The sequence below is a fragment of the Ralstonia soli genome (assembly GCF_023955655.1).
Classification (GTDB): domain Bacteria; phylum Pseudomonadota; class Gammaproteobacteria; order Burkholderiales; family Burkholderiaceae; genus Ralstonia; species Ralstonia soli.
In genome coordinates, this window is record NZ_JAMXHT010000007.1 from 232,945 (window position 1) to 259,277 (window position 26,333).

Sequence of the window (26,333 nt, forward strand, 5' to 3'; positions counted from 1 at the left end):
ACCGGCATGCAGCGAGTGAGCCTTGCTTCTCGCTGCACTGCACAGCAACATCGACCCAGCCATCGCCCTCGCCCAGCTGATTGCCAGCCATGGGCACGCGGCGTAGCATGAGGCAGCCCATTTTCGGGAGCTGCCCATGTCTGCCCAATACGAAGACAAGGTCCGCCAGCACATGGCGGATGCAGTGGCCCTGGCACGCGAACGTGCCCCCGATATCGCCCCCCTGTTCGAGCCGTTCCTGCGGCACTACTACGGCCTGGCAGACCCCGAAGACGTGATCTCGCGCAGCGTGGCCGACCTCTACGGTGCGGCGATGGCGCACTGGCAGCTCGGCCAGAAATTCGTGTCGGGGCAACCGCGCGTGCGCGTGTACAACCCGAGCCTCGAACAGCACGGCTGGTACTGCGGCCACACCGTCGTCGAGATCGTCAACGACGACATGCCCTTCCTGTTCGACTCCGTGACCATGGAGATCAACCGGCAAGGGCTTGCACTGCATTCGGCATTCCATCCCGTCTATCGCGTACAGCGCAACGCCGCAGGCGCGCGCGTGGCGGTCTCGGCTGGTGGCGGCGCACAACGCCCGGCAGCGCTCGCGGGCGACATGCCCGACACCCCCGCCGATGCGGACAGCGAAACCGGCGGCGCAGCCCGCTTCGAGTCGACCATCCATATCGAGGTCGACCGGTTCTCCGAGCCGGAACGCATGCAGGCGCTGCACGACGGCCTGATGCGCGTGCTGGGCGACGTGCGCGCCGCGGTGGAAGACTGGAAGCCGATGCAGGCCCAGGCCCAGGCCTCCATCGAAGCGCTGACGGCGCGCGCTGCGCAGGCAGCGACGGCCGAAGTGGAGCGCGCGGAGATTGCCGAAACGCAGGCCTTCCTGGCCTGGATGCTCGAACGGCATTTCACCTTCCTCGGCTCGCGCGACTACGAGCTCGTCGTCCAGGACGATGGCCTCTACCTGCGCGGCATGTCCGGCACCGGCCTTGGTGTGCTGCGCGAGGCGCTGCGCGACCCCACCGCACCGGATATCTCGCGGCTCGCCCCCGACGCCGCCCGGATCATCGACGCGCCCGAGCCGATCTTCCTCACGAAGGCCAACTCGCGCGCGACGGTGCATCGACCGGGGTATCTCGACTACGTGGGCATCAAGCTGTTCGACGCCGAAGGCCGCGTGCGCGGGCAGCGGCGTTTTCTCGGGCTGTACACCTCGAACGTCTACATGGTGCCGGCGCAGGACATTCCGCTGGTGCGGCGCAAGGTGGCCAGCGTGATCGAGCGCACGGGCTTCCTGCCGAACGGGCACCTGGCCAAGACGCTCGCGACCATTCTTGAGCAGTACCCGCGCGACGAACTGTTCCAGATCGACAGTGAAGCGCTGCACGATATCGCGCTCGGCATCCTGCGCTTGCAGGAGCGCCAGCGCACGCGCCTGTTCGTGCGCCGCGACCCGTTTGACCGGTTCGTGTCGTGCCTCGTGTTCGTGCCGCGCGAGAAGTTCAACACCGACCTGCGCCTGCGCATCCAGGGGCTGCTGCAAGCGGCGTACAACGGCACCGCTGCGGAGTTCACGCCCCTGCTGTCGGAGTCGATGCTGGCACGCATCCACATCACCGTGCGCACGCAGCCGGGCAACGTGCCCGAGGTGGACGTGGCCGAACTGGAAGAGCGCATCGTGCAGGCCGCCCGGCGCTGGCAGGACGACCTGGCCGACGCGCTGCTCGAACGCGGTGGCGAAGAGCGCGGCAACCGCCTGCTGCGCCGCTATGCCGGCGCGTTTCCCGCCGGCTTCCGCGAGGACTACGCGGCCCGCCTGGCCGTGCGCGACATCGAGCTGATGGAACCCCTGCTCGGTGACAACGGCGCCACGAATCAGCTCACCATGCAGCTGTACCGGCCGCTGGAAGCGCCCGCCGGTGCGCTGCGCTTCAAGATCTATCGCGCTGGCCAGCCAACCTCGCTTTCGCACAGTCTGCCGATGCTCGAGCACCTGGGTGTGCGCGTCAACGAAGAGCGGCCCTATTGCATCGAGCCCGCCGACGCCGCACCCATCTGGATGCACGACTTCGGCATGGAGACCATCGACGGCAGCGAGGTTGATCTCGACGAAGCCCGCGCGCGCTTTGAAGACGCCTTCGCCCGCATCTGGAGCGGCGAGCTGGAGAACGACGATCTCAACCGCCTCGTGCTGCACGCCGGCCTGACCTGGCGCGAGGTGCGCATCCTGCGTGCGTATGCGCGCTACATCCGCCAGATCGGCTCGACCTTCAGCAACGCCTACATGGAGAGCGCGTTGAACGGCAATCCGGCCATCGCCCGGGCGCTGGTGCATCTGTTCCTCGTACGCTTCGACCCCGCGCTCGACGAGGCCGAACGCACACGCGAGGCCGAGACGCTGCGCAAGCAGATCGACGAGGCCCTGGAAGACGTGCCCAACCTGGATGAAGACCGCATCCTGCGGCAGTTCCTGGGCGTGCTCGAAGCCACGCTGCGCACCAACTACTTCCAGAACACGGCGCAGGGGCAACCCAAGCCGTACCTGTCGTTCAAGTTCGATCCGGCGCGCGTGCCGGGGCTGCCCGAACCCAAGCCGATGTTCGAGATCTGGGTGTATTCGCCGCGCGTGGAAGGCGTACACCTGCGCGGCGGCAAGGTCGCGCGCGGCGGGCTGCGCTGGTCTGACCGGCGCGAGGATTTCCGCACCGAAGTGCTCGGTCTGGTGAAGGCGCAGATGGTCAAGAACACCGTCATCGTGCCGGTCGGCTCCAAGGGCGGCTTCGTCGTCAAGCAGCCGCCGCCGGCCAGCGACCGCGATGCGTATCTGGCCGAAGGCGTGGCGTGCTACCAGACCTTCCTGCGCGGGCTGCTCGACCTGACCGACAACTACGCCGACGGCCGCGTCGTGCCACCCCCCGACGTGGTGCGCTACGACGAGGACGACCCCTACCTGGTCGTCGCCGCCGACAAGGGCACGGCCACGTTCTCCGATTACGCCAACGCCATCTCGGCCGAATACGGCTTCTGGCTGGGCGATGCGTTCGCCTCCGGCGGCTCGGTCGGCTACGACCACAAGAAGATGGCGATCACTGCGCGCGGCGCGTGGGAATCGGTCAAGCGGCATTTCAGCGAGATGGGCGTCGACACGCAGACGCAGGACTTCACCGTGGTGGGCGTGGGCGACATGTCGGGCGATGTGTTCGGCAACGGCATGCTGCTCTCGCGCCATATCCGGCTGCTGGCGGCGTTTGATCATCGGCACATCTTTCTCGACCCGTCGCCCGATGCGGCCACGAGCTTTGCCGAGCGCGAGCGCCTGTTCAACCTGCCGCGCTCCAGCTGGGCCGACTACGACCGCGCGCTGATCAGCCCGGGCGGCGGCGTGTTCCCGCGCACGGTCAAGGCGATTGCGCTGTCGCCAGAAGTGCGCGCCATGCTCGATGTGACCGCCACCGAGATGGCGCCGAACGATCTGCTGCACGCCATTCTCAAGGCGCCGGCGGACCTGCTCTACAACGGCGGCATCGGCACCTACATCAAGGCCAGCACGGAAACGCACGCCCAGGTGGGCGACCGCGCCAACGACGGCCTGCGCGTGAATGGCGCGGAGCTGCGCTGCAAGGTGGTGGCCGAAGGCGGCAACCTGGGCTGCACGCAGCTGGGCCGCATTGAATACGCGCAACACGGCGGACGCATCAACACCGACGCCATCGACAACTCGGCCGGCGTGGATTGCTCCGATCACGAGGTCAACATCAAGATCCTGCTCGGCCAGGTGGTGGCTGAAGGCGAGATGACCCTCAAGCAGCGCAACACGCTGCTGGCCGAAATGACCGACGAAGTGGGCGACCTGGTCCTGCGCGACAACTACTTCCAGACGCAGGCGCTCTCGCTCGCGCGCACGCGCACGGCGCTGTGGCTCGACCCGGAGGCACGGCTGATGCGGCACCTGGAACGCGGCGGGCGCCTGAACCGTGCGATCGAGTTTTTGCCCGCCGATGAAGAGATCGACACCCGGCGCGCAAGCGGCGGCGGCCTGACCACACCCGAGCGCGCGGTGCTGATGGCCTACAGCAAGATGTGGCTGTACGACGTGCTGCTGGGCAGCGACCTGCCCGACCAGCCCTTCGTTGCCGATGGCCTGCCGGCGTATTTCCCGCACCCGCTGCACACGCGTTGCGCAGCGGCGATCCCACGGCACACGCTGCGGCGCGAAATCCTGGCAACGATGCACGCCAACGCGCTCGTCAACCGTGCCGGCGTAACGTTCGTCCACCGCATGGCCGAAGAAACCGGCGCCGAGCCGATTGCCGTGGTGTGGGCGAGCCTGGTCGCGCGCGCCGTCTACCGGCTCGACGCTCTCTGGCAAGACGTGGATGCGCTGGATGCGAAGGTGCCGCACGAAACGCAGACGGCGCTGTTCACCGCACTCGCGCAACTGCACGAACGCGCCACGCTGTGGTTCCTGCGGCGGCGCACGTCGAACGTGCTTGACGTGCCGGCCACGGTGGAGCGCTTCCGCGCGGCAGTCGATGCCCTCGCGCCCGACATCGACACACTGCAGACAGAGGAATCCGCACAGGCTGCCGCGCAACAGCGGCAGGCCTTTACCGAAGCCGGCGTGCCCGAAACGCTGGCACGTGTGGCGACCGGCGTGCCGGCCCGTGTGTCGCTGCTCGACATTGCCGAAGTGGCCACCGACAGCGGCTGCGACGCCAGGCTTGCCGCACGCGTGTACTTCGCGCTGGATCAGCCGCTGGGCTACGGGTGGCTGCAAGGCGGCATTCTGAGCTTGCCGACGCAAACCCACTGGCAGATGCTGGCCCGGGCCACGCTGCTCGAAGAGCTTGGGCAACTGCGGCGGCGGCTCACCCGCTCGGTTCTGCAGAACGCGGCGGCAGGCGCCACCGCCGACACCCTGATCGACACCTGGCGCGCCTCGCGGCAGGATGCGCTGGCGCGCTACAACCGCGTGATCGCCGATCAGGTGGCCGCCGGGTCGGCTGACCTGGCGATGCTATCCGTGGGGCTCAAGGCACTGGCGGAAGTGGACGCCTGAAGCCAGCGTGAAGTGGGCCACTAAGAGCCGCTAACAAAACCCAGCGCAGCGGTCCTGGCCAGGCGGCCGACGCAGACCGTACAAGGAGTACGGCAAGGAGGCCCAACGACGCCGGGAGGGTTCTGTTGCGGCTCTAACGGGCGCGCGCCAGTGCCGCATTGACATGCACCGGGGGCGTCTCATGCGAGAACGGCGGCTGCACGAAAAATGCATCGATGACATCCGGCTCGAAGAACAGGCAGTAGGTCGAGCCGCCGTACTGGAAGAAACCGAGCTCTTCGCCCTTGCACACGTGCTGGCCGGGGGTGACGTCGATCATGCACGACGACACCTCCGCCATGCCCACGAACACGCAGCCCACTGTGCCGACGGCCGGGTCGTCACAGGCAATCGTGACGACCGCACGCGCAGCCAGGGCGGCGCTGTAGCCTTGCGAATCGTTCAGCCCTTCCGGGTCTGGGCCCTCCGATTCCGCACACGAGTAGTAGGTGCCATCCAGGTGATAGGTATCGACGATGGTGCCGCTCACGGGCGCATGCCAGCGGTGGTAGTTGTAGGCGCTCAGGAAGGCTTGATAGACGCTGCCGCCGGCAAAGCGCTCCGCCAACCGAGCCCTGCCCGGCCCGAAGATGTCGCGCAGTGAATAGGGCTGCGCCTTGATCCAGAAGGCGTCTTCGTAGCGTGCGCCATGGCTGATGTTGTAGGGCGCGGCCTCGCACGCGCTGACGATCAGTTTCCGGTCATCCTCGCCTGCCACCGGCCGCATGCCGGCACGGAAGCGGCGCGTGAAGAAGTCATTCCACGAGGTGAATCCCCAATACGGCAGTGATGGGTCAGATAGAAACTGCTCCATGCCAACGCGCCGCGTCGCTTCCGGGCTGAACCAACCGTCGGGCTCGCGCGTGTTCAGGCAGGCGCGCGAATGCGGACCGCTGAGAAAAGCGCTCCACCCGTTGAGCACGGCCTTGAGCGCATCGTTGAAGCGTCGATCACGAAACAACGCGTAGCCCGACGGCATGCACATCGGCCAGTCGAGCAGTGCATTGAGCGGGCACACCACCAAGCTGCTTTCGCTGAAGCGCGGCGCACATGTCACGACGTGGTCGATGGCGAGCAGCAGCTCCGCACTGTCGCGGTAGCCGAGTTCGTAGCCACGGCCCCGCGCCTCCCCAATGGCGCGTGCGAGGTGCATGCGCAGTGCCGGCTCGCCATCGATGAGCGCCGCAAGTGCGCGCACGGCGGCAACGGATGGCGTTTTTGTGGGGCGCGAGAGCGCCTGCGCGACAAGCTCGGTACGAAACGCGGCCAGCTTTTCTTCGCCTTCGGGCAACCAGCCGCCCAGCCGGCGGCGATGGTCCAACGGAACATGCGATGCAGCGTCCAACATGGCCTCCTGGTCAATGCGGGAGACCAAGCAACGTACATTCCACACGCGGCCTATGGCACCGGGGTTGCTTCGCGCTTGTCACCCGCCCCGGTCTGCCATGAAGAAACCCGCACACCCCACCCCGCCACCGTCTGACGAAACCGACCCCGCCCAGCAGCCGGATTCGCTCGAGGCGTGCCGGCGGTGCGACCTTTGGCGCCACGCCACACAAGCGGTGCCCGGCGAGGGCAGACGCCGCGCGCGCATCATGCTCGTCGGCGAACAACCGGGTGATGGCGAAGACCTCGCCGGCAAGCCGTTCGTGGGCCCGGCGGGCAAATTGCTCGACCGCGCGCTGGCCGAGGCCGGCATCCCGCGCGATGACGTGTTCATCACCAACGCGGTCAAACACTTCAAATGGGAACTGCGTGGCAAGCGGCGCCTGCACAAGACCCCGGGGCAACGTGAAGTGGAAGCCTGCATGTACTGGCTCGAACGCGAGCTGCAGCAGGAGGCGCCGGCGGTGGTGGTGGCACTAGGCGCGACCGCATTGAAGGCATTGCTGGACGACGCGCACGCTCGGCTGCAAGAGCACTTCAACAAGGTCACGCGCCGGGAAGGTCGAGCGGTGCTCGCAACATGGCACCCCTCCTATGCACTGCGTGCGCCGGACGCTGCCGCGCGCGAGCGTGCCTATCTCGACATCGTCAGCGCGCTCGAACACGCGCGCCAGCTTGCTGCCGGCAAATAGCCGCGCGGGCGCGCGAGTTGCGTCAGCAACCGGCACCTTACTGGAGCCACCATGATGATCCACACCCCCGCTTATGTGCCGGGCCTAGCACGTGCCCTATGCGTTGCGGCAGCAGTGGCCGCACTGGGCAGCAGCGCGGCGATGGCGCAAGCAACGGGCGCGCAATCCGGCAGCAGCAACAACGCGCCCGCCGCCAACCCGGAGAGCACCACCGCCACCGGCACCACCGGTCGCACCGACAGCCCCACCGGACGTGATGCCACGCGCAACCGCACCCGCAACGACCGCGCCAACCCCTCCGGCGAATACGTGCCGCGCACGGGCTCCAGCTCGCATCGGGACAAGAACGGCAACGTGGTGAAAGACACCTCCACCGGCGGCAGCCCGCCGGGGCGTGAGCGCCCGCCCGCCAGCCCGCCGAACATCCCAGCCACGCAGCCTTGAGGCCATACCCAGGAGCCCACCATGAACAACGAGACCCCCATCCCCGGCATGCCGCCCGCCGCCGTCGCGCCCGGCGATGAAGCAGCGCCCGGATCGCCCGGTAGCGGCGAGGCCGTCTGCCCCGATTGCAACGGCACCGGCCAGCGCGACGGCAACCCCTGCCCCACGTGCGAGGGCAGCGGCAAGATCATTCAGGGCATTGGTGGGGGTTGAGGCGCAACGCGTTACTGCGCGTGCGCGATGCGGGGGCGGGCGGTATTCGGGTTGAAATGACGCCCGGTTCGCGGGCGCCATGATGGGCGCCCGCGGTGGTCAACGGTGCTCCATCTCTTCGTGCTCTTCATGCTCGTGTAGCTGGTGCGCGCGATCCTTCAGGGCATCGCGGTCTCGCCTCAGGTCGCGGCGTTCGTCCTTGAGCTCGCGGTGCTCTTCGTGCCGTCTATGCTCTGCGCGTTCACGTTCAGCGCGTTCGTGTTCCATATCGTGCCGCATTTCCTGATGTTCGTCCGAGCCCGGCACCACTACAACTGCCGGCTGCCCGAACGCGAGCGTACCGGCCGAAGCGAACAAAACGGCAATCAGCGTGTGTTTGGTTTTCATGGTGGCTCCTCTTGAATTGTCGGGCTGCCGCCCCCGGAACACCACAACCGGCTGCCGAAGCAGCGGCTGCGTCATGTTCGAGGGCCGGCATCTGCAATCCAGCAAGAAGCTCGCCCCGCGCAGCGCGCGGGCGCAGCTCTGCCACCGGCAGTGTGTTTCTGGTTGTATCGACGCGCGCGCGTCACCCTTTGCCGGGGCCGGAACCCCGGGCAACAGGCGATGCGTTGTTGAGCAGGAGACTCAGTGCGATACGGCTACGGCACGGCGCCCGCTTGAGCGGACGTGTCCGGAAGCCTTGAGCAGGGCGTAGCCCTGGAGCGTCACCCGGGCATAGCAGTTGTCAGGGCCGCGGCACTCCATCGTGACAAGCTGCCGCTCGATCAGCGCTTCGACATCGGCGCGGTCCAAGTCGTCGGATGCGGCGCCGTCGTTGACGAGAAGCAGAACGGCAAATTCATGGGGACTCAGCACAGTGGGCTCCATCTTGTCTGTTGGCCACGGCTGCAACCCCGTGGCGGCGGGCGTGCGTATCACTGACACCATGAGCACTGCAAGAGCCCCGAAACACCGAGAGAGAGGGGCGCTGAACTTGCAGGAGAAGCCAGCATAGGCACGCGCGCGACAGCATTCAAGAGGGCAATTCAGCGCTTCTTCGTTCCGCCCGGACACTCCGCTGCCGAGCGTGTTTCGCCAACCGTTTGCAGTGCTGCACAAGGCACCGGCGGCAACGATTGCGCAGTGCACGCAATGGCGTTCTCCTCCGTTTGCGCTAAATCAATTTGCCAAAAAAATGCGCCCCGGCGATTCGCATCGCCCGGGGCGCGGAGGCTGGTTCGGTGGGGCCCGCTTACACGTCAGGAGCGACGATGTTGGCGCGGCGGCCGAAGCCGTGCAGCGGGTCCACGCGCTCGTAGCGTTCGAGTCGCGCATACGGATCGTCCAGCTGTGCGTGCGCGCCGAATGCGTGCAAAGCACGGTGGCGTTCGGTCACGCGTTCAGCCGCCTGCGCAGCCGCGCGGCCATGCACCACGGCGGTCACGCTGCCGTAGTGGCGGGCCATGCCCGGACGCATGGCATACGTCTGCGAGGGTGCCTGCGGCTCCACCCAATCGCTACGGCCAAGGCGGCCGCGATAGCCAAAGCGATGGAAGCCCGCAGCATCGGCCGTCACCTCATCCACAGCCTTTGCCACGGCCTTCACCTCAGCCAGCGGCTGCGGTGAAGGCACATCCGCGCGTACCAGCGTCGGCTCTTCGCGGTCGATGTTCTCCAGGACGATGGCCTGGCTGACGGGGCTCGCCGCCAGCACGGGCTCGTCCGGGTCATACTCGGGGCTGCGGGTAAATGGCGTCGGCGGCGTGGCGGTGCCGGCGGGTGCCGGCCGGCCCGACCACTCCTGCCACGAGCGCACGTGGGTGATATCGCCGTCATCGTCGTGGTCGACCACCATCAGGCGCGTGTTGCGCGGGCGCTGCCAGGCCGGCTGCTGATCGCCATGCCGCGCCGCGCGCGACGCGGCCGTGGAGCTGCCGGATGCCACGGTCGGGCGGAAGACCGGCGCACGCGTCATCTTGCGGCGGATGGCACGATCCAGCCGCGACAGGATCATCCACACCACCAGCACGCCACCCATGCCAGCGATGACGTTCCCGTACATGCGCAGCTGCTCGAATGGCAGGCCGCTTGGGCCCACGCTGCTGATGGAGTAGCCCACATACAGGCCCAGCAACCCCCAGATCGAGATCACGAGCACCGGCCGGAAGATGCGGAACCACAGCACATGGTGCAGGGTGCCGACGACACCCTTGTCCGAGAACGACTGTCGGATCGAGTTTCGTGAGACATCAATGACGAGCATGGTCATGGCGAATTCCCCTGTTGTTGTTGGATACCCCGGTCAGGGCTGGTCCAGCGGGCACGGGCGCGTGTGCGCTGGAAGGCGACGGCCGGAAAGCCGACCACCGTGGTGACAAGGTTCAGGATCCAGAACGCCACCGGATACCAGACCGTGTCGATGAAGTAGCGCAGGATGTTGTCGTCGTAGCGTCGATCGATGAAGCAGCCGATCAGCAACTGCAGCACGCACGTGATGAAGAGCAGCGTGCCGTGCCAACGCGGGAGGGCTTCCATGCGCCACTCGGGCGGCAACTCGATGAAGAAGCTGACGATCGACCACGTAATGACGATCAGCATGTTGTACGCCCACACCACCGACAGCGCGTATTCGAAGAAGATCGGCCACATCATCGATTGGCGCAGGCTCAGCATGGCGGGCGCATACTTGATGAGCGCCTGGATGCCGCCCTTGGCCCAGCGCAAGCGCTGCTTGTACAGGCCACGGAAGGTCTCGGGCATCAGGATCCACGACAGCGCGCGCGGCTCATAGCGGATCATCCAGCCGCCCACTTGCAGCTTCCAGCTGATGTCGATGTCTTCGGTGAGCATGTCGTTGCTCCAGTAGCCGACATCCTCGATGGCGTGCTTGCGGAACATCACCACCACGCCCGACACCGTCAGCAGCCGGCCATACACCTGCTGCGTGCGCTTGATGAGCCCCACGATCGACGAGAACTCGCCCACCTGCATGCGCCCGAGCAACGTCGAGCGCGTGCGGATGCGCGGATTGCCCGTCACCGCACCCACGTTCGGGTTCTCCATCAGGTGGCGGATCATCCAGGCGATCGCGTCCACGTCGAGGATCGAATCGCCGTCGATGCACATCAGGTATTCGGCGTCGGTCACCTGCGCGGCGGTGGTGAGGCCGATCGCCTTGCCCTGGTTGGACGACTGGTGAATCACCACCAGCTGCGGATACTCCGCGGCCAGTTCGTTCAGCCGCTCGCCGGTGCGGTCGGAGCTGCCGTCATTCACGGCGATGATGTCGTAGTTCGGATAGCGCATGCGGGCCAGGTGGCTGATCACCTCGCGCACATTGGCCTCCTCGTTGTAGCAAGGCACGATGATCGACACCTTGGGGTAGCTCTTCACTCCCAGCAGTGCCAGCGGGTGCCGCACGTGCTCCGTCCCCCGTTCGAGCAGGAAGTAGTGCAGCAGCCCGCCGATCATCCAGAAATACGACATGAAGAACGGGTAGTAGAAGACGAAGTCGGAGATCCAGCGCTTGGCCAGAAGGAAGTCCACTTCCATGTCAGCCTCCCGCCTTGGTGTTGGACGACGTGGCCGCTTCGGTCGTCGCCGGCTTCTTGTCCGCTCCAGCCGCATTGGCCGCAGTGGCCCCATTCGGCGGCTGGCTCTGCGGCAGCGACGTGCTGTTGAGCTTTTCAACACTGCCCTTGTCGCCGCCAGGCGGCTTGCGTGTCTCGATGTATGTCTTGAGGGACATCACGTCACGCAGCACCTCGGTATCGGGCCGGCCGGCGATGAAGTCATCCGGGTAGTAGCCATAGTTGAGGGCGCCTGCCGAGCGCAGCGCTCGCATCTGGTCACGCAGCTCGGTGGTCGGGATCGGCTTGTCGTTGTTGCGCCAGTCCACGGCCTGCAACTCGAAGATGGTCTTCCTCAGGCCATCCTTGTGCTTGGCCACGGCCGCCGTCAGCTTCTTCATCCAATCCTTCGGGTCCTTGGCTTCTTCCATGTACGGCATGGCTTCGAGCGCCACGTAGTCGTACGCCTCCAGGAAATCGTCATAGTTTTGCGCCGTCCAGGTTTCGGCCTTGGGGTCGAGCACCGGGCTCGCGAAGATGTTGCGCGCGGTCAGCATGTCGCGGCCGTTCTGGTAACCCTGCGCCACCGAGGTCAGCTCTTTCGAGAACGAAATCAGCGCAGCGGTCTTGGCACGCGTCCACTTCTGCATCAGCTCGGGCGACTGGCGAATCTGATTGATGTCACCCGGCAAGCCCATGGCCTCGTAGGCCTTGAGCGCGGCGGGGCTGGCATCTTCGTAGTCGTCGAGCACGCCATCGTCGTGGAACAGGATGCCGTCGACGGTCGCGTTCTTGGCCAGGTCTTCATAGATGTCGCGAATCATCTGGCGCGCCTGCGGATCGAACGGCGACAGCCGTGGCGGCTTGACCGTGCCCGGTTTCTGCGGCGCGCCTGGCACGGCCTGCACGAGATGCGTGGCGGCCGGGTTGTTGGCCGGCAGCTTGTACGACAGCATCGGCAGCCATGCATACACCTCCACCTTCGCGCGCGTCTTCAGTTGCCACGACACGCGCGAAAACAGGTCCGCACGCATCGGCATGTGGCGGTTCGGAAAGTACACCGCGTCTACCGCGCCATTGCCCTTCGGGTCAGCAAAGGCCTGCAGGTAGACCACGCGCGGCGCGAGGTCCTTGATGCGATCGATCAGCTTGCCGAGGTTGGCCTCCTGCTGCTTCGGGTCCGGGTCGTAGATGTAGTCCATGTCGACATGCACCACGCGCTGCACGGGGTTGATCATGCCGTGGTGCGTCACGGGCTCGCGCAGCGAGCGCTCAAGGTCGCCCGTGTTGGTGTCGTAACCCATCAGGCTGCGGCGGATGGCGGTGAGCGGCACATCCGGCGTGTTCGGGCCCGGCTCCAGCGTGAGCATGTACTTCAGGCCCACGTTGGCGGCCTCCTGGTCAGCCATCAGGTTGTGGGCGCCATACGGCCACACCACGGTCTGCACCTTGGCGCCGACGTTCTTCTGGATGATGTCGATGCTGCGCTGCAGGTCGGCCCGCACGCGCTTGCGGTATTCGTCGTCGGTTTCATACCGGCCGAGCTTGGGCAGGTATTCATGCGTGGTCGCGGTCGGCATCTCGTTGCCCTGCGGATTGCCCAGCGCGCCGTGGTGCATGTCGTGCGTGTGGGTGGCGAACTCCGCCAGGCCGGACGCCTGCATCTCGCGGATCTGATCCCAGTTCATGAAGAAATCACGCGGCACGATCTGCTTGTCCGACAGCTTGATCTTCGCGCCCGGGGGGGCGTTGGTCCATTCCGTCACCAAGCCGAACACTGCGGGGAAGCGGAATTGCTTGAGCAGCGGGAAGACCTTCGAGTAGTGGCTCTCGTAGCCATCGTCGAACGTCAGCAAGATCGGGCGCTTGGGCAGCGGCTTGCCGCCGTTGCGCGCCGCGTCGATCTGCGTGAGCGTGACCGGGTGGTAGCCGTTGGCCTGGATCCAGCTGAACATGTTCGTCAGCATCTTCGTGTCGACGGCAAACCCATCGGGCAGGGTCTCGAAGCTGGCGCGCAGATTGTCGCGGATGTCGTGAAAGCACAGCACGCGGAAGGTCTTGCCGTCGTCCGGATCAGGCTTGGGCAGGAAGTCCACCTGAACGGCGGCGGCCGGACGCACTGCAGCCACGAAGGCCAGTGCCACGGTCAGGGCCATCCAGGCGAAGAATCGTCGCAATGACGTTTGTCGGGAGAGTTGCATGGGCATCACAGCGGAATGTTGAGGTTCAGGTACAGGAACTTGCGGTTCTCGGGCTGGCCGTCGTAGCGATGGCGGCCAAAGCCGATGCCGTAAGAGACCTGCGTCTTGCGGCTGATCTGCCACACGTGCTCCAGCCGCGCTTCGTACATCGGGCTGTTGCCGAACGACTGCTGGTTGTACATGCCGCCGGTCAGGTAAACGCGCTGCGTGAACGACTTGTCGGCATAACGCCAGGGTGTCCACGACCAGATGGCGGTGGCCTGCCCGCTGTAGTCGCGAGACGGCGTGAAGTAGTTCAGGCCCGTCATCGTGTTGCTGCTGGTGTCGGCGCCAAAGAGCACACCGATCGTGTGGCGCGGCGAGACGAACACCTGCTGATAGAAATTCGCGCCCCAGCGCTGGCGCAGGTTGCTGTCGGAGTAGCGCGACACGCCGTACGTGAGCGAGGCGTAGCGCGTTTCATCCCACGTGTAGCGCACGTTGCCGGAGAGCGTCTTGCCGGTCACGCCCACCTGGTACGCCTTGTAGGGCACCTCAAGGTCGTCGGTGGTGGCCATGCCCGACACCTTCCAGTGGTCGCTCGGTATCCACGTTGCATCGAGCGTGCCGCCGGTCTTGCCTGCCGATCCGACGGACTGGTGCACCTCGCCGTTCACCTCCACGCCGGTGTCGAACCACTGCACGCCCGCGCCATTGCGCACGCGGCTCTGCGATGCACCGTCAAACTGTGCGCGGCCCGCGAAGTTGTGGAAGAACAGGCGATAGTGATCGGCGAACGGGCTGCTGTAAGCCTTGGTGTCCACGCCATATTCGTTGTTGGCGAACACCGAATTGCCCTTGTCCGCCGTCGACTGGATGATGAGCTGCGGGCTCTGGTACACATCCAGATCCTTGCGCAGCGCATGCACCGAACCGTTCTCGGGAAAGCGCTCGTCCAGCCCATTGGCGGTGTCCTTGGCGGTCTTCAGGTCGTCCACCGCCAGCGATGCGCGGCCATAGCCGGCCACCACGCTCAGGTCGTCGGGGTGCTCGGCCAGCGCGGTCTTGTACATCTCGCGCGAGCGATACGGCTCGGCCTGCACCATGGCGCCATCGGCACGCGCGCTCACCAGTGATGCAGCGAACGGTGCTTCGTGCCGCCATTTGTCCATCTCCGAAATACCCTGGTGCGTGCGGCCCGTCAGCACCAGGTACTGCGCTTCCAGACGCTTGACGCGCGAGTAGTCCGGGTTGGGCGTGCCGGCTTCGGGCGCCAGGCGCACGTATTCCGGGTTGTCAGCCTTCATCTTGTCGAGCAGCGCTCGGGCCTCTTCAAAGCGCCCCGTGTCGAGCAGCGCGTAGAACAGGCCTTCTTGGACGTCCCCGGTTTCGATCTCGCCCGGGCCCGCATCCTTGAGGGCGCGCGAGTAGGCGGCTGCCGCCTTGTCCGGCGTATCGAGATACGCATACGCATCGCCCGCCGCCACACGCGTGTAGGCCGGCACCTTGCCGGTCTGCGACATGGCTTCGTAGCGCTTGACGGCATCCTTCATGCGCCCGCGCGAGGCCAGCGCCACCACTTCGTCCGCCACGATCTCCTGGCGGAATTCCGCGTTCTCGGGCGTGTCGGGCACCTTCTTGAGCAGCGCTTCGATCTCGGCCACGGCCTGGTCGATGATGACGAAGCGCTCGGGACCGTTGATCACCTTCAACTGCTGGCGGCCCCAGCGGATGCGCTGCGCCGCGGCGGCATGGTCGACATGCCACGACTCGGCCTCCGTGAACCAGTCAGGATGCTGGCGCAGGTTCTCCTGGGCCAGCGTGGCCGCGCCCTCGCGCGACTCGCGCATGACTTCATCGTGAAAGGCCTGGCGGTCCGTCGGCAACGGGCCGGTCTGGGCGTTGTCGGGCGCATTGCCGGCGGCATGCGTAGCTGCCGCACTGGCCGCTTCCGGCGACACCTGCAGCGGTTCCAGCGCGCCCGGGCCTTGGGCGCTCGGGCCCGCCGGCGCAGCGGGGGTTTGCATGGCAGGTGCCGCCGCATCCGGCGACGGCACGCCCGGCGGCAGCACCACCGTGGGCGACGTCGGCGCAGGCGGCGCAGCTTCGGCGGCCGGCATCGGCGCGGGCGGCGGTGACGTTGTTGCGGGCGAGGTTGTTGCCGGCGCATCCGCAGTTGGCGCGGGCTGCTGGGCCACCAGCATCGATGCGGCCGGAGACGTCGGCAGATCCTCACCGCCGGCCACCACCACCGTGGTGGATGCAAAAGTGGCCGGGCCCTTGGCGGCGGCGTCGGTCAGTTGCGAGTCGATCAGGCGGCGCGTGGCCGCGTTGGAAACATCATCGGCAGCGTGTGCGAACACGGGCGCCGAGCCGACCACCACAACGGTGGCCGCGGCGATTGCGCAGCGGCGGGGGTGCCATACTGCGGCCGTGCCGGTGCGCTCGGCCGGCATCGAGGAAATGGGCTCGTGGGTTGTCATTGTTGTCATGTCCAGTGAGCGGAGCGCGCACGTGCGCGGCATCCGCAGTGCATGAAGAGCTGCCCGGGCAGAGTCAGCCCAGGCGCGCCGTACCGTTGGCGGTGCGCACGGGGGCACGCATCGACTTGGCAGGCGTCACGCCGCCGGTCACGCCCCCAAATGCGCGTGTCATGGCCGCCCAGCGCGATTCAGCGCCCGCTTCGGCACCCGGATCGGGCGCTCCCGGCTGGGGGGATGAGGAGACCATCACTGCATCCTGCGCGGGCCGGCCGGCCTGAAGCGCGTACGGCGCCGATACAGTTGCAGGTGCAGTGGTTTGCACGAACGCGTCATCCGCCTCTGCAGACACCTGGACCGATGTCTGCGAAGACGGCACAGCCGTGCCTTGCAGTTCAAGCGGAATGCCCAGGCGCATGGCGGCGTACACCGCCTCGCTCTTGTTGCGCACGCTCAGGCGCCGGTACAGCGTGCACGCGTGCGTCTTGACGGTGGCTTCGGAAATACCCAGCAGACGCCCGACGCCCTTGACCGAGTGCCCGCGCGAGAGCAACACGAGCACTTCGTATTGCCGCAGCGACACATTGAGCCGCTGTGCCGCTTCCGATGCATCGAGCGTGAGCATCGGCATGGCAGTGTTGGCCGCACGCGGCATCACCGCCGGATAAGACTGGCCGCCGGCCAGCACCAGCCGCAACGTGGCCAGCAGCACCTCGGGGGACTGGGATTTGGCAACGTAAGCGTCCACGCCGCACGTCATGGCGACATGGGCCTCTTCGGCAGACACGCTGGCCGCGAGCACTACCACGCGACTGGCTTCGCTGCGGGCAATGGCCTCGCGCAACTGGGCGACGTCGACCGGGGCACTCGCCTCGTCCAGACCGACGACAAGCAGATCGGCGCGCTCATCGCAAACATGCAGTTCGCCCGGCTCATCAGCCGGCAGTACCGGGGCGACGACCTCCAGGCCGAGGGTGGGATGCGCGAGCAATTGCGCAAGTCCGGCTCGCAGCAACGGATGATTCTCCAGCAGGACTGCTTTCATGGTTTCCTCGTTTTCTTGTGAAGCGATTCCGGTCAAACGCGCGCAGGCCTGCCGCAGCGAGCGAACACGCGCATGACCGTCGAAACCCCGGGACCGTCCGAGAGAAGCGCCCTGCCACCGGCCATACGCCGGCTGTGGAGAAGCGAAGTGCGAATGCCGTGGAGACCGCGCGGGCCCCGGATTCGCTTATGGGTAGAACGTGTTCTGCATGTGGCGGAAACGCCCTGCACACGCAGAGTGACCGCAGGACATTGAGCAAACATCGGGCCAGGGCCGTGCAGCGCAACATCTGCTTACATTTCCGGCACAAAAAGCGCAGCGTGAGGGACGGCCGAGAGCCGCGCTGGCAAAGGATCGCCGGGCAGCTAAACGATATGCTGCACCGCCGCGTAAACGACGATTCCCTGTAACGACCCGGTTACGAATGCATGACAAGTGACGCGGGCGTGATCCTGCGGCCGGATGTCGTCTGAACGTTTTTACAACCTGTTTTAAAACTTACCGAGGGAGCGAAGCAGGCGCCACATACGATGCGATGTGAACGCGGGTCAGAGGGCCGATGCGCCCCTTCAGGGCTTGTTGCGCATGGCAAAGAGGAACAGGCTGTCGATCGCGCCCACCATGAAGATGAGGGCAGCTGCGGTATGCAGTATCCACGCGCCATCGGCAAACGGCAGTTGGATCGACGTATGCGGAATGGCCGCCACCAGGCAGGCCGCCACCGAGGTGCGCACCACGGGCACCCACCACGTCCGCTTTGCAGGCGGCGGATCGTCGCGATGACGCGGGGCCGGGTCGGTGGAGGCGCGGCGATCGTCGGGCGTCGGGCAAGGCATGCGGCGTGGATGAGATGTGATGGCCATGCTGCATTGTTGAACACAACCGATCGAAGCGAAACAGAAAACACACTGGGGGAACGCCCGCATTTCCCCCAACAGACATTGCCTAGGCTTTCTGGGTGGTGTCCGCCTCACCTGGGGTCGCCAGATGGGCCAGGTTCTTCAGCATATCGGCGGTGATCTCGGCCAGGCCGAATTCAGGTTGCCAGCCCCAGTCGTGCCGGGCCCGGGTGTCGTCAATGGAGTTGGGCCAGCTGGCGGCAATCGCCTGGCGGAAGTCCGGCGCGTAGGCCACATCGAATGACGGACGGTGCCGCCGGATTTCCCCCGCCAGTTGCTCGGGCGTAAAGCTCACCCCCGCGAGGTTATAGCTGCCGCGTTCGGTAATGCACTCGGCCGGGGCCTCCATCAGCTCGATGGTCGCGCGCACGGCATCGGGCATGTACATCATGGGCAAGGCCTCGTCATGCTCCAGAAAGCATGTGTAGCGCTCGCCCTTCACCGCCGAATGGAAGATGTCGATGGCGTAGTCCGTCGTGCCGCCGCCGGGCGCGGTCTTGTATGAGATCAGCCCCGGATAGCGCAGGCTGCGTACGTCGATGCCGTGGTGTTCGAAATACCAACGGCACCAACCCTCGCCCGCGAGCTTGGAAATGCCGTACACGGTCTTGGGCTCCATGATCGTGCTCTGGGGCGTGTTGTCTGCAGGCGTGGTGGGGCCAAAGGCTGCAATCGAACTCGGCCAGAAGATGCGTTCGAGCTGGTGGTTGCGGGCAGCTTCCAGCACGTTCAGCAGGCCGTTCATATTGAGCTGCCACGCCCATGTGGGCGACTGCTCCGCCGCTGCCGACAGCGCCGCCGCCAGGTGATAGATCTGCGTGATGCCGTGGCGCTCGATGATCTCGCGCAACTGGCCACGGTCCGTCACGTCGAGCGTCTCGTGGCGGATCTGCGGGTGACGTCCCTTGGGGACCATGTCGCTGGTCACCACGTTGTTGTTGCCGTAGCGCTCGGCCAGTGCGGCGGCCAGTTCGGTGCCCAGCTGTCCGTTGGCGCCGATGATGAGGATGCGCGGCGCCGTGCCGGTGGTTCCAGTGCCGGTGCTCATCAGATGATCCCCAGTTCCTTGCCTGCTGTTTCGAACGCCTTGAGCGCCGCGTCGAGCTGCTCGCGCTCATGCACCGCGCTGATCTGCACGCGGATGCGCGCCTGCCCCTTCGGCACCACCGGGTAGAAGAAGCCGATCACATAGACACCGAGTTCCAGCAGGCGCTTGGACAAGGCCTGCGCCTTCTGCGCGTCATACACCATGATCGGCACGATCGGGTGGTCGCCCGGCTTGATGTCGAAACCCAGCTCGACGATCTTGTGGCGGAAGTACAGCGCGCTGGCTTCCAGCTTGTCACGCAGGGCGGTATCGGCTTCCAGCAAGTCGAGCACCTTGATGCTGGCCCCGACGATGGACGGCGCCACCGTGTTGGAGAACAGGTACGGCCGCGAGCGCTGGCGCAGCAGCGCCACCACTTCCTTGCGCGCGCTGGTGAAGCCGCCCGATGCGCCGCCCAGGCCCTTGCCCAGCGTGCCGGTGATGATGTCGATCTTGCCGAACACGCCGCGGTGCTCGTGCGAGCCGCGCCCGCGCTTGCCCATGAAACCCGTGGCATGGCACTCGTCAATGCCGAGCAGCGCACCGAATTCGTCGCAGATGGCGCGGATCTCATCAAGCCGCGCAATCGTCCCGTCCATCGAGAACACACCGTCGGTAAACACAAGCTTGAAGCGCGCGCCCGCGGCATCGGCCGCCTTCAATTGCACGCGCAAGTCGTCCAGATCATTGTGCTTGTAGCGATAGCGCTGCGCCTTGCTCAGGCGGATGCCGTCGATGATGGATGCGTGGTTCAGTTCGTCGCTAATGACGGCGTCTTCTGCGCCGAGCAAGGTTTCGAACAGGCCGCCGTTGGCATCAAATGCCGAGCCGTAGAGGATGGTGTCTTCCGTACCGAGAAACTTGGCCAGACGTGCTTCCAGCGTCTTGTGCAGATCCTGCGTGCCGCAGATGAAGCGCACCGAGCTCAGGCCAAAGCCATGCGTGTCGAGCGCCTCATGCGCTGCCTTGAGCACCTCGGGGTGCGACGACAAACCCAGGTAATTGTTGGCGCAAAGGTTGATGACCTCCTTGCCATCGTCTGTGCGGATCACGCTGCCCTGCGGCGAGGTGATGATGCGCTCGGTCTTGTAGAGACCAGCCTCCTCGATCGCTTCCAGCTCGCGGCGGATGTTCGCGTAGAAGGCGTCGGTTGACGCATTGGCTGTCGTTGTCCCCATGGTGCTGCTCCTGTAGACTGCGTTGATCGATAAATCGAACAAGTTCGATATATCGAATAATTCGTTCAATTTACAAGATACCAACCGATGGCACAAGCCCCCGCCACCCGTCCGTTCGACGACGGCCTCGCCGACGGCCCGCCGGCCGTTGGTGCCAAGCTGCAGACGCTGCGCCAGACGCGCAAGCTCTCACTCGATGAGCTGTCGCGCCGCGCGGGCGTATCCAAGTCGATGCTCTCGCAGGTGGAGCGCAACCTCGCCAATCCGACCGTCGCCGTGCTGTGGCGTCTGGCCACGGCGCTGGGCGTGGGGCTGGCGGATTTCCTCTCGCCCGAAAGCGCGGCCGATGCGGCGCCCACGGTGACGGTCATCCCCGCTCACTCCATCCCAGTCATCAAAAGCCCGGATGGCAAGTGCGAATTGAAGATTCTTGGCCCCGTAGAGCTGGCGGCGCGGTTTGAGTGGTATGAGCTGGCGATTCAGCCGGGCGGCGTGCTGGCGTCCGAGCCGCATGAAGCGGGGACGAAGGAGCACCTATCAGTGCTGAGCGGCACGGTGACGGTGCAGTCCGGCCCGAGTGAGAAGAAAGTGCGGCACGGGGAATCGGCGCGCTACCCAGGTGATGTACAGCACGCGATTTCGAATACCGGCAAGACGGTGGCGACGGCGTTGCTGGTGGTCGAATACGCGCAGTAATGGCTGCGCGGCGAAGGGGCTAGGCTGCCTAGGCCGCTTGCAACTGTGGCGCCCGCAACACTCTGGGCAGTAGCACCCCGAGCATCAACCCACGCAGCGCCATGAAACCCAGCATGGCCAGCCACAGCCCATGGTTGCCCCACAGCGGCTGCAGCGTGACCGACAAGCCCCAAAACGCCGCAGCCGCCACAGCCATCGTCACCAGCAGTTCACGCGTGCGCGTGGCGCCGATGAACACGCCGTCAAACTGAAAGCCCCACACCGATACGACCGGCAGCAGCGCGGCCCACACCAGGTAATGGCGCGCGGCTTCGCGCACGGCGGGCTGATCGGTCAGCACGCCAATGATGGCGGCACCCGCCAGCGCATATACCGCCGCAAACAGCCCCGCCCCGAGCACCGACCAGAACGTCGACACGCGGATCGCCATGCGCAGCGCAGTACGATCCCGCGCACCCAGTGCCGCGCCCACCAGCGCTTCGGCCGCGTGTGCGAAGCCGTCCAGCCCATAGGCCATGAAGGTCAGGAAGTTGAGCAGCAGCGCGTTGGCGGCCAGCACCACGTCGCCCTGCTTGGCACCTGCATGGGCAAACCAGCCGAAGGCGGCCAGCAGGCAGAGCGTGCGCAGGAAGATGTCGGTGTTCAGGCCCATCAGGCGGCGCCAGGCATCCCGCGCGAGCAGCTCGGCGCGCGTGAGCGGCGGCAAACCCACCGGCCGTTGCAGCCACAGCAAGAGCATGCCGAGTGCGAAGCCGGCGATGTCCGCCAGCGCCGTCGCCCCGCCAATACCTCCCACGCCAAGGCCTGCGCCGAGCACCAGGCCCAGCACCGCCGCCATGTTCACCGTGTTGATGAACACCTGAAGCAGCAATGCGCGCCGTACCTGCTGGCGCCCGAGCAGTGTGCCAAGCACCACGTAGTTGGCCAGTGCAAACGGTGCCGACCAGATCCGCGCATGGCAATACACCTCGGCCATGCGCGTGACGGAGTCGCTCGCCCCCAGCAGCATCAGCGTGAGGCGGATGGCCGGCCCCTGCAGCACCAGTAGCGCCGCCCCGATGGCCAACGCCAGCAAGAGCGCGCGCACCACGCTCGCTCGCAGCGCTTGCGTATCGCCCGCCCCATGCGCCTGCGACACCAGCCCCGTGGTGCCCATGCGCAAGAAGCCGAATCCCCAGAACACGAAGTTGAAGAACACGCCGCCCAGCGCCACGCCGCCGATGTATTCCGGCCCCGGCAAATGCCCCGCCACGGCCGTATCGACCGCCGACAGGATCGGCTGCGTCAGATTGGCCAGGACGATGGGAAACGCCAGCGTCAGCACGCGCCGGTGCCACTGCGCAGGTGATGCAGGTGCAACCGATGTGACGGAAGAGGACTCCATGCCGATAAAAAACTGCGATGAACGGTGAAAAAGGCGGTGCAACCGCCAGCGATTTCGCTATCATTGCGCCCCATTGCGAGCTCCGGCATCGGGCGGCAAGTGCGGCACCCCGCACAACGTCGCCGGTGACTATACGCGAATCCCCCCGGAGGGCAGCCATCGCGCTCTGCCCCTCCATCGCGGCCGGACTGGTTCGGATGACGCTGCGCGTCAACCCGTGCACGCATGTCCCGCTCGGTGACACCCACCGCGCAGGACGGTGGGCGATGCCCAAACCGCATCGCCTCGGTAGAACTAAGCGGAATCGTCACTAGACCGCGATGCCCCGTCGAGCCCCGACTCGCCGGGCGGAGACTCCCTTTGGAAAAAAACGTACAACGCAACCTCGGCGCCTGGGCACTGATGCTGACCGGGCTAGGCTCGATCATTGGGTCGGGCTGGCTGTTCGGCGCCGGCCATGCGGCACAGGTGGCAGGCCCCGCTGCCATCTTTACCTGGATCATCGGTGCCGTCGTCATCCTGGCGATTGCCCTGACGTATGCCGAACTGGGCGCGATGTTCCCCGAATCGGGCGGCATGGTGCGCTATGCGCGCTACTCGCACGGCTCGCTGGTGGGCTTTGTGGCGGCCTGGGCCAACTGGATCGCCATCGTCACCGTCATCCCCATCGAGGCGGAGGCATCCATCCAGTACATGAGCAGCTGGCCTTGGCCGTGGGCGCAGTCGCTGTTCCAGCACGGTGAGCTCACGGCGCCTGGACTGGTGCTCTCCGCCGTGCTGGTCGTCGTGTACTTCCTGCTGAACTACTGGGGCGTGAAGGTGTTTGCCAAGGCGAACAACGCCATCACCGTCTTCAAGTTCATCATTCCGGCCGCCACGGCGGTGGCCCTGGTTGCGGCGGGTTTCCACCCGGGCAACTTCGGCACCAGCACCGGCGGCCAGGGCTTTGCGCCCTACGGCTGGTCTGCGGTGCTGACCGCCATTGCCACCAGCGGCATCGTGTTCGCCTTCAACGGTTTCCAGAGCCCGATCAACCTGGCGGGCGAGGCACGCAACCCGGGCCGCAACGTGCCGATCGCGGTGATCGGCTCGATCCTGCTGGCGGCGGTGATCTACGTGGCGCTGCAGGTGGCGTTTCTGGGCGCGGTTCCGCCGGAGTCGCTCGCGCGCGGCTGGCACGGCATCGACTTCCATTCGCCGTTTGCCCAGCTGGCGATTGCGCTGAACCTGAACTGGTTGGCCATCGTCCTGTACATCGACGCGTTCGTCAGCCCCTCGGGCACCGGCAGCACGTACATGGCCACCACCACGCGCATGATCTACGCGATGGAGCGCAACAACACCCTGCCGGCCATCTTCGGCCGCGTGCATCCGGTGTTTGGCGTGGCGCGTCCGGCCATGTGGTTCAACCTGGGCGTGTCGTTCATCTTCCTGTTCTTCTTCCGCGGCTGGGGCGCACTGGCGGCCGTCATCTCGGTGGCGACGGTCATCTCGTACCTGACGGGGCCGATCAGCGTGATGTCGCTGCGCCGCACGTCGCCGGGGCTGCATCGTCCGCTGCGCCTGGCGGGCCTGTCGCTTATCGCGCCGTTTGCGTTCGTGTGCGCATCGCTGATCCTGTACTGGGCCAAGTGGCCGCTCACAGGCGAGATCATCGTGCTGATGCTGGTGGCCCTGCCCGTGTACTTCTACTACCAGGCCAAGGCCGGCTGGCCCGACTTCAAGACCGAACTCAAGGGCGCCTGGTGGATGATCGCCTACCTGCCGACCATCGCCGCGCTGTCGTACTGCGGCAGCACGGAGTTCGGCGGCCACGGGTTCATCCCCTACGGCTGGGACATGGGCATCGTGGCGGTCATCTCGCTGGTCTTCTACCACTGGGGCGTGGCCAGCGGCTGGCATACGCGCTATCTGGAAGAGGTGGACAGCGTGCATGAAGAGGCTGCACCGCAACGCGGCCAGCGCGTGCCGCGCGGTGTTCCCCAAGGCACCTGAGCCCCACGCCCACGCTGCATAAAGAACGCCCGACCGGCTTGCCGGCGGGCGTTTTTTTCATGCGCGCAACTCAGCGACGATGCGCTCGGCCAGAAAATCGCAGGGTGGCCGGTTTGACGTGACACTGCGCGCCAGGACAATCTCCAGCGAGCCGATCTCCGGCAGGCCGTGCGCGGGCCCCAGCAACGTGAAGTCCGACGGCACGGCGCACTGCGCGAGCGAGGTAATGGCCAGGCCCGCGCGGGCCATCGTCAGCAGGCCCAGCAGGCTCGGGCTTTCATACGAGGTTCGGTAGGCGATCTTTGCGCGCTCCAGACTGCGGATCGCCTTCTCGCGCGCGACGCTGCCCGGCAGAAACACGGCAATGGGCAGCGGCCGCTCACGCCAGATGTCTGTCGCGCCGGGCGCTGCCGCCCACACCATCGGCTCGTGTCGCAAGAACTCGCCGGTCAGCCCTTTCACCCGTGTCGCGCAGACGAGGTCCACCGTGCCGTCGCGCAACATCGGCGCGAGCGCGACGCTGGGCAGGCCGATCACCTGGATCTCGACCTTGGGATAGGTGGCCGAGAACTTCTTGAGAATCGGCGGAAACAGCGACGACGCGTAATCGTCCGGCACGCCGATCACCACGCGGCCCGTCACATCCGGCCGCACGACCGCCGCCCAAGCCTCATCGCGCAACCCAATGATCCGGCGCGCGTACGCCAGCAGCACCTCGCCGTCTTGTGTTGGTATCACGCTACGCGGCTTGCGGATGAACAACGCTTTTCCGAGCGCCGATTCCAGTGTCTTGATCTGCATGCTCACCGCCGATTGCGAGCGGTGCACGGCCTCCGCAGCGCGGCTGATCGTGCCCGTGTCGGCAACGGCAACGATCATGGTGAGAACGTCGACGTCCAGGGCCTTCATCTCGGTACTCATGTGCACTCGCTTGCGTCGATGTATCAGAAAAACTGAAAGATTCCATCAATATTATGCGATTTCCTTTTCCATCGCGGTGCAGCAAAGTCTCGGAAAACGGAGTTTCAACAATGAACGCGCGAACGCCCCTGACGACCCTGGCTCTTGCCGGTGTCTGGCCACAACCCGCCTTTGCTTCCACCGCCTCGGGCACCTCGGTGCCCTACGTGGAGGCCGGCAGCGGCGAGCCAATGGTCTTTGTGCATGGGTCGTTGTGCGATTACCGCTATTGGGATCCGCAGCTCGCCGCGTTGTCGAAGCAGTTCCGCTGTTTTGCGCCGAGCCTGGGCCACTATTGGCCGGAGACCCACGCGTTCGGGCACGGCGATTTCAGCTGGGAAGCGCACGTTGTGGAGATGGCGGAGTTCATCGAAGCGCTGGGGCTCGGGCCGGTGCACCTGGTTGGCCACTCACGTGGTGGCTGCGTTGCGTTTCATCTGGCGCGCCAATACCCGCACCTGGTGAAGACGCTCACGCTGGCCGACCCGGGCGGCCCGTTGCAGGCGACGCCGCAGGCCGCAACCGGCACATTGCCACCCGCCACCCAGGCCTTGCGGGCGCAGGCCGCAGACCTGATCGAGCAAGGCGAATTCGACGCCGGCCTGAATCTGTTCGTCGACTCGGTCACCCTGCCCGGCTTCTGGAGCAAGAGCACCCAGAGCTTCCGCAGGATGGCGCTGGACAACGCGCTCACGCTGCCGAAGCAGCTGCGCGATCCGCTGCCCGCCTACACCCCCGAAGCCGCAGGTGAGATCCAGTGCCCGACACTGTTGATCGACGGGCAGAAGAGCCCGCGCATGTTCCGCAACACCGTCGAGAAGCTCCACGCGTGGATTCCATGCGCCGAGCGCCAGACCATCGCCGGCGCCTCTCATGGCATGAACATCGCCAACCCGGGGGCGTTCAACCGGGCGGTGGCGGCGTTGGCTGGCCAGTAACGCACCGCATTGCCGAAGGCGCCTGCCACAACAGCAGGCGCCTTTTTCTTGCGCGCTTGCCGCAGGACGCCCGCGCAAGACGCAGGCGTGTCCTGCATTCCCAGCCA

At 66.0% G+C, this 26,333-nt stretch carries 20 protein-coding genes; 7 read left to right on the forward strand and 13 right to left on the reverse strand.

Features of this window, described 5'->3' with window-relative positions:
- Positions 1-136: 136 nt before the first annotated feature.
- Complete coding sequence (locus NG900_RS19630; protein ID WP_252683039.1) at positions 137-5,059, forward strand: NAD-glutamate dehydrogenase; 4,923 nt, start codon at positions 137-139, stop codon at positions 5,057-5,059.
- A 133-nt stretch (positions 5,060-5,192) separates the two neighbouring features.
- Here the strand turns inward: NG900_RS19630 and NG900_RS19635 are convergent, their stop codons facing one another.
- The gene (locus NG900_RS19635) at positions 5,193-6,446 is read right to left on the reverse strand and encodes a phosphatidylserine decarboxylase family protein (protein WP_252683040.1); all 1,254 of its coding nucleotides are present in this window, start codon (positions 6,444-6,446) and stop codon (positions 5,193-5,195) included.
- A gap of 97 nt (positions 6,447-6,543) precedes the next feature.
- Here NG900_RS19635 and NG900_RS19640 point away from each other — a divergent pair, with 97 nt between their 5' ends.
- The 3 genes from NG900_RS19640 to NG900_RS19650 are packed head-to-tail and all read left to right on the forward strand — an operon-like array spanning position 6,544 to position 7,833.
- On the forward strand, positions 6,544-7,176 hold the full coding sequence (locus tag NG900_RS19640) for a UdgX family uracil-DNA binding protein (protein WP_252683041.1): 633 nt from the start codon (positions 6,544-6,546) through the stop codon (positions 7,174-7,176).
- Positions 7,177-7,227: 51 nt separating this feature from the next.
- Positions 7,228-7,620: a hypothetical protein gene (locus NG900_RS19645; RefSeq protein ID WP_252683042.1), complete on the forward strand. Its 393-nt coding sequence runs from the start codon at positions 7,228-7,230 to the stop codon at positions 7,618-7,620.
- Between the two features lie 21 nt (positions 7,621-7,641).
- Positions 7,642-7,833 (forward strand): hypothetical protein, encoded by a 192-nt coding sequence (locus tag NG900_RS19650; RefSeq protein ID WP_252683043.1) that lies wholly within the window; start codon positions 7,642-7,644, stop codon positions 7,831-7,833.
- A 99-nt stretch (positions 7,834-7,932) separates the two neighbouring features.
- Here the strand turns inward: NG900_RS19650 and NG900_RS19655 are convergent, their stop codons facing one another.
- From NG900_RS19655 to kbl, 10 genes are all read right to left on the reverse strand, one after another.
- Positions 7,933-8,220, reverse strand: a complete 288-nt coding sequence (locus NG900_RS19655; RefSeq protein WP_252683044.1) for a hypothetical protein — start codon at positions 8,218-8,220, stop codon at positions 7,933-7,935.
- Positions 8,221-8,460: 240 nt separating this feature from the next.
- A complete protein-coding gene (locus tag NG900_RS19660) occupies positions 8,461-8,691 on the reverse strand; it encodes a hypothetical protein (protein WP_252683045.1) in 231 nt (76 codons plus the stop codon).
- Between the two features lie 376 nt (positions 8,692-9,067).
- On the reverse strand, positions 9,068-10,084 hold the full coding sequence (locus NG900_RS19665) for a PgaD family protein (protein WP_252683046.1): 1,017 nt from the start codon (positions 10,082-10,084) through the stop codon (positions 9,068-9,070).
- Positions 10,081-11,367 carry a poly-beta-1,6-N-acetyl-D-glucosamine synthase gene (pgaC, locus tag NG900_RS19670; RefSeq protein ID WP_252683047.1) on the reverse strand — a complete coding sequence of 429 codons (1,287 nt, stop codon included), beginning with the start codon at positions 11,365-11,367 and terminating at the stop codon, positions 10,081-10,083. Before pgaC ends, NG900_RS19665 begins: the two co-directional genes overlap by 4 nt.
- 1 nt (position 11,368) lies before the next feature.
- Entirely contained in the window at positions 11,369-13,585 is a 2,217-nt protein-coding gene (gene pgaB / locus NG900_RS19675; RefSeq protein WP_420804171.1) for a poly-beta-1,6-N-acetyl-D-glucosamine N-deacetylase PgaB, read from the reverse strand.
- Between the two features lie 5 nt (positions 13,586-13,590).
- On the reverse strand, positions 13,591-16,047 hold the full coding sequence (gene pgaA / locus NG900_RS19680; RefSeq protein WP_252683048.1) for a poly-beta-1,6 N-acetyl-D-glucosamine export porin PgaA: 2,457 nt from the start codon (positions 16,045-16,047) through the stop codon (positions 13,591-13,593).
- A gap of 73 nt (positions 16,048-16,120) precedes the next feature.
- Positions 16,121-17,089, reverse strand: coding sequence for a LuxR C-terminal-related transcriptional regulator (locus tag NG900_RS19685; protein ID WP_252683049.1), 969 nt, complete (start codon positions 17,087-17,089; stop codon positions 16,121-16,123).
- Between the two features lie 569 nt (positions 17,090-17,658).
- Entirely contained in the window at positions 17,659-17,952 is a 294-nt protein-coding gene (locus tag NG900_RS19690; protein WP_252683050.1) for a hypothetical protein, read from the reverse strand.
- Between the two features lie 82 nt (positions 17,953-18,034).
- Positions 18,035-19,036, reverse strand: coding sequence for an NAD-dependent epimerase/dehydratase family protein (locus tag NG900_RS19695; protein ID WP_252683051.1), 1,002 nt, complete (start codon positions 19,034-19,036; stop codon positions 18,035-18,037).
- Complete coding sequence (kbl, locus tag NG900_RS19700) at positions 19,036-20,253, reverse strand: glycine C-acetyltransferase (protein WP_252683052.1); 1,218 nt, start codon at positions 20,251-20,253, stop codon at positions 19,036-19,038. Before kbl ends, NG900_RS19695 begins: the two co-directional genes overlap by 1 nt.
- Positions 20,254-20,340: 87 nt before the next feature.
- On the opposite strand from kbl, the gene NG900_RS19705 reads away from it, so the two are divergent.
- Positions 20,341-20,949, forward strand: a complete 609-nt coding sequence (locus tag NG900_RS19705) for a helix-turn-helix domain-containing protein (protein WP_252683053.1) — start codon at positions 20,341-20,343, stop codon at positions 20,947-20,949.
- Positions 20,950-20,977: 28 nt separating this feature from the next.
- Here NG900_RS19705 and NG900_RS19710 read toward each other — a convergent pair whose 3' ends face one another.
- A complete protein-coding gene (locus NG900_RS19710; RefSeq protein ID WP_252683054.1) occupies positions 20,978-22,333 on the reverse strand; it encodes an MATE family efflux transporter in 1,356 nt (451 codons plus the stop codon).
- A 360-nt stretch (positions 22,334-22,693) separates the two neighbouring features.
- Between NG900_RS19710 and NG900_RS19715 the strand changes: the two genes are divergently transcribed.
- Positions 22,694-24,328, forward strand: coding sequence for an APC family permease (locus NG900_RS19715; protein ID WP_252683055.1), 1,635 nt, complete (start codon positions 22,694-22,696; stop codon positions 24,326-24,328).
- A 57-nt stretch (positions 24,329-24,385) separates the two neighbouring features.
- Here the strand turns inward: NG900_RS19715 and NG900_RS19720 are convergent, their stop codons facing one another.
- Entirely contained in the window at positions 24,386-25,237 is an 852-nt protein-coding gene (locus NG900_RS19720; RefSeq protein WP_252683268.1) for a LysR substrate-binding domain-containing protein, read from the reverse strand.
- 122 nt (positions 25,238-25,359) lie between these two features.
- Here NG900_RS19720 and NG900_RS19725 point away from each other — a divergent pair, with 122 nt between their 5' ends.
- Complete coding sequence (locus tag NG900_RS19725) at positions 25,360-26,226, forward strand: alpha/beta fold hydrolase (RefSeq protein WP_252683056.1); 867 nt, start codon at positions 25,360-25,362, stop codon at positions 26,224-26,226.
- The last annotated feature ends 107 nt before the right edge of the window (positions 26,227-26,333 follow it).

Coding starts and splice junctions, on each gene's coding strand:
- NG900_RS19630 (WP_252683039.1), top strand. CDS start 137: ATGTCTGCCCAATACGAAGACAAGGTCCGCCAGCACATGGCGGATGCA.
- NG900_RS19635 (WP_252683040.1), bottom strand. CDS start 6,446: ATGTTGGACGCTGCATCGCATGTTCCGTTGGACCATCGCCGCCGGCTG.
- NG900_RS19640 (WP_252683041.1), top strand. CDS start 6,544: ATGAAGAAACCCGCACACCCCACCCCGCCACCGTCTGACGAAACCGAC.
- NG900_RS19645 (WP_252683042.1), top strand. CDS start 7,228: ATGATGATCCACACCCCCGCTTATGTGCCGGGCCTAGCACGTGCCCTA.
- NG900_RS19650 (WP_252683043.1), top strand. CDS start 7,642: ATGAACAACGAGACCCCCATCCCCGGCATGCCGCCCGCCGCCGTCGCG.
- NG900_RS19655 (WP_252683044.1), bottom strand. CDS start 8,220: ATGAAAACCAAACACACGCTGATTGCCGTTTTGTTCGCTTCGGCCGGT.
- NG900_RS19665 (WP_252683046.1), bottom strand. CDS start 10,084: ATGACCATGCTCGTCATTGATGTCTCACGAAACTCGATCCGACAGTCG.
- pgaC (WP_252683047.1), bottom strand. CDS start 11,367: ATGGAAGTGGACTTCCTTCTGGCCAAGCGCTGGATCTCCGACTTCGTC.
- pgaB (WP_420804171.1), bottom strand. CDS start 13,585: ATGCAACTCTCCCGACAAACGTCATTGCGACGATTCTTCGCCTGGATG.
- pgaA (WP_252683048.1), bottom strand. CDS start 16,047: ATGACAACCCACGAGCCCATTTCCTCGATGCCGGCCGAGCGCACCGGC.
- NG900_RS19685 (WP_252683049.1), bottom strand. CDS start 17,089: ATGAAAGCAGTCCTGCTGGAGAATCATCCGTTGCTGCGAGCCGGACTT.
- NG900_RS19690 (WP_252683050.1), bottom strand. CDS start 17,952: ATGGCCATCACATCTCATCCACGCCGCATGCCTTGCCCGACGCCCGAC.
- NG900_RS19695 (WP_252683051.1), bottom strand. CDS start 19,036: ATGAGCACCGGCACTGGAACCACCGGCACGGCGCCGCGCATCCTCATC.
- kbl (WP_252683052.1), bottom strand. CDS start 20,253: ATGGGGACAACGACAGCCAATGCGTCAACCGACGCCTTCTACGCGAAC.
- NG900_RS19705 (WP_252683053.1), top strand. CDS start 20,341: ATGGCACAAGCCCCCGCCACCCGTCCGTTCGACGACGGCCTCGCCGAC.
- NG900_RS19710 (WP_252683054.1), bottom strand. CDS start 22,333: ATGGAGTCCTCTTCCGTCACATCGGTTGCACCTGCATCACCTGCGCAG.
- NG900_RS19720 (WP_252683268.1), bottom strand. CDS start 25,237: ATGAAGGCCCTGGACGTCGACGTTCTCACCATGATCGTTGCCGTTGCC.
- NG900_RS19725 (WP_252683056.1), top strand. CDS start 25,360: ATGAACGCGCGAACGCCCCTGACGACCCTGGCTCTTGCCGGTGTCTGG.